We start from the raw sequence: 2,921 nt of genomic DNA, 5'->3' as shown, positions 1-2,921 counted from the left end.
ACCGAGGACGCCCCGGCCAGCCCGCCGAGGTACAGGTACCCGGCGATGTCCAGCGGCTCCCACGGCGGCTTGCAGATGACCGGCAGGCCGTAGTACGACTCGAACTCCGCCTGCGGCACCACTGGTTGCTCACCCCGGCCGCCCCGCCGCCCGCGGCGGCCCGCCTGGGTCCCGGTCACCGCCTCCCGGCCGGGTCGCGCGCCCCGCACACCGTCCCGGGTGACGTCCGACTCGCTCATCGCCTCCTCCTCGCGCAGCTGCCCAGGGCCAGGGCCGCCAGGGTCACCGCGGCCGCCGCCGCGTGCCGCCACATCGCGGGCAGGTCCCGGGTGGTGACCTGCGGGTCCGGCGGCAGCCCGTACACCTCCGGCTCGTCCAGCAGCAGGAAGAACGCCCCGGCGCCGCCCACCCCGTCCTCGGGGCTCTCGCCGTACAGGCGGGCGTCGGTGACACCGGCCGCGTGCAGCCGCGCCACCCGGTCCCGCGCGCGTTCCCGCAGCTCGTCGAGCGGGCCGAACTGGATGGAGTCCGTCGGGCAGGACTTGGCGCAGGCCGGTTCCAGGCCGACGCCGAGCCGGTCGTAACACAGCGTGCACTTCCACACCCGCCCGTCGCCCTCCCGCCGGCCGATGACGCCGTAGGGACACGCGGGCACGCAGTAGCCGCAGCCGTTGCAGACGTCCTCCTGGACGACGACCGTGCCGAACTCGGTGCGGAACAGCGCCCCCGTGGGACACACGTCCAGGCAGCCCGCGTGCGTGCAGTGCTTGCACACGTCCGACGACATCAGCCAGCGCAGCTCGGTACGGCCGTCGGGAGCCACCGGGGAGACCGGCCCGGCGGGCTCCGCGGCCGTGCCGATCCGGGACGCGGCGGCGAACACGTCCACGTTCCCGGCCACGTCCTGTGCCGCCTCCGGTCCGCCGGGCGGCCCGCTCTGCTCCACGAAGGCCACGTGCCGCCAGGTGTCGGCGCCGAGGCCGCGCGTGTTGTCGTAGGACATGCCGGTCAGTTCCAGGCCGTCCTCCGGGATCGCGTTCCACTCCTTGCACGCCACCTCGCACGCCTTGCAGCCGATGCACACGGAGGTGTCGGTGAAGAAGCCCACGCGCGGCGGGGCGTCGGGATAGCCGGCCGCGCCGGACACGTCCGGCTGCGGGCCGTACAGCGCGTTACCGCCCCGGTCGGCGCCCTCGGTCATGGCGACTCCTTCCCGTTCACGTTCCCGCTCACGGCTTTCGCCGCCTCTTGCCCGGGCTCCTCGCCCGGCGCGGCCCGCACGGACGCCACTCGGCGCCGCTGCCCCGCCGTGGCGGGCAGCTCCACGCTCCGGCCGAAGTACCAGCGGCTGAGGGCGTTGCGCAGCCGGTGCCGACGCAGCCAGCGCCAGGCCTCCGCGCCCGCCGTCCGGGGCCGGGGCGTGTCGCGCACGAGGATGCGGCAGACCTCCTCGCCGGGCAGCAGGGTGTGCGCCTCCTCGTAGCCGCCGCCCGCCGTGCGCCGCACCTCGCCGGTCGTCTCCCCGGTCAGCAGCCGCAGCCGGTCGGACGCCTGGAGCCCGAGACACGCCCGTCTGGTGGCGTGGAAGGTCACGAACGGCACGGCGAACAGCGCGACGCGCAGGGTGCGGGTGATCAGTTCCACCGGCAACCGGAACACGTAGGCCAGCACGTCCTGCCCGCCGGCCAGGAGCAGCACCGCGTAGGCGGACACGGCCGCCGCGGCGAGCGCGGTCCGGGTGGGCTGGTTCCGCGGCCGGTCGCACAGGTGCTGCTCCGGCCCGGGACCGGTGAGCCACCGCTCCAGGAACGGATAGGAGTACAGGACGAGGAACAGCACCGCGGGCAGTACGACCCCGGGCAGGAACACGTCCCAGACGGCGGTGTGCCCGGCGGCGTCCGTCTCCGCGCCCGGCATCAGCCGCAGCGCGCCCTCCAGGTAGCCCACGTACCAGTCGGGCTGCGAGTCCAGGGAGACGTGGTCGGCGCGGTACGGCCCGAAGTCCCACACCGGGTTGATCTGGAACAGCGCCGCCATCGCCGCGAGCACGCCCGCCACGATCAGGAACAGGCCCGCGGACTTCGCCGTGTACTGCGGCACCAGCGGCTTGCCGATCACGTTCCGGTTGGTGCGGCCGGGCCGCGCCCACTGGGTGTGCTTGTGCACCACGACGTACGTCAGGTGCACGCCCACCAGCGCCAGCAGCAGACCGGGAACCAGCAGGACGTGCGTCACGTACAGCCGGGAGATGATCTCGTGTCCCGGGAACTGGCCTCCGAAGAGGAGGAACGACAGGTACGTGCCCACGACGGGCACCGACAGCACGATGCCCTGCGCGGTGCGCAGACCGGTGCCGGACAGCAGGTCGTCGGGGAGCGAGTAGCCGCAGAAGCCCTCCAGCAGGGCGAGCAGGAACAGCGTCACCCCGACCGTCCAGTTCAGCTCCCTGGGCCGCCGGAACGCGCCGGTGAGGAAGATCCGCAGCAGGTGCACGCCGATGGCCGCGACGAACACCAGCGACGCCCAGTGGTGCGTCTGCCGCAGCAGCAGACCGCCGCGCACGTCGAAGCTGATGTGCAGCACGGACGCGTACGCCTCGGTGGTCATCGTGCCGCGCAGCGGCGCGTACGAGCCGGCGTACGGCAGCTCCGTCATGTCCGGGTGGAAGAAGAACGTCAGCCACACGCCCGTCAGCACCAGCACCAGCAGGCTGTACAGCGCCAGTTCGCCCAGCAGGAACGACCAGTGGTCGGGGAAGGACTTGCGCAGGAACTCACGGCCCGCGGCGACGGCCGGCAGCCGCTGGTCCAGCGCCGTCACCAGACGCTCACCGCGTCCCGCGCGCCGGGCCGGTCCCCGTTCCCGCGACTCCTCCACCGCGTGCTCGCCTTCCGCCCGGTGCCGGATCACTCACTGCGTGT

Annotated in this window: 2 protein-coding genes and 1 pseudogene; all 3 read right to left on the bottom strand. The window is 73.5% G+C overall.

What is annotated here, in order from left to right; translation table 11 throughout:
- Positions 1-239: pseudogene (locus tag H5J33_RS29455) on the bottom strand (polysulfide reductase); the annotation flags it as partial.
- Positions 236-1,201 carry a 4Fe-4S dicluster domain-containing protein gene (locus tag H5J33_RS29450; RefSeq protein WP_181797850.1) on the bottom strand — a complete coding sequence of 322 codons (966 nt, stop codon included), beginning with the start codon at positions 1,199-1,201 and terminating at the stop codon, positions 236-238. The pseudogene H5J33_RS29455 and the gene H5J33_RS29450, both read right to left, overlap by 4 nt.
- The gene (locus H5J33_RS29445; RefSeq protein WP_309485513.1) at positions 1,198-2,820 is read right to left on the bottom strand and encodes a cytochrome b N-terminal domain-containing protein; all 1,623 of its coding nucleotides are present in this window, start codon (positions 2,818-2,820) and stop codon (positions 1,198-1,200) included. Before H5J33_RS29445 ends, H5J33_RS29450 begins: the two co-directional genes overlap by 4 nt.
- Positions 2,821-2,921: the final 101 nt, after the last annotated feature.

The sequence above is a fragment of the Streptomyces sp. WELS2 genome (assembly GCF_013870595.1).
GTDB lineage: Bacteria > Actinomycetota > Actinomycetes > Streptomycetales > Streptomycetaceae > Streptomyces.
The sequence above is the reverse complement of the archived record's forward strand: the minus strand, read 5'-3'. Positions and strand labels throughout refer to the sequence as shown.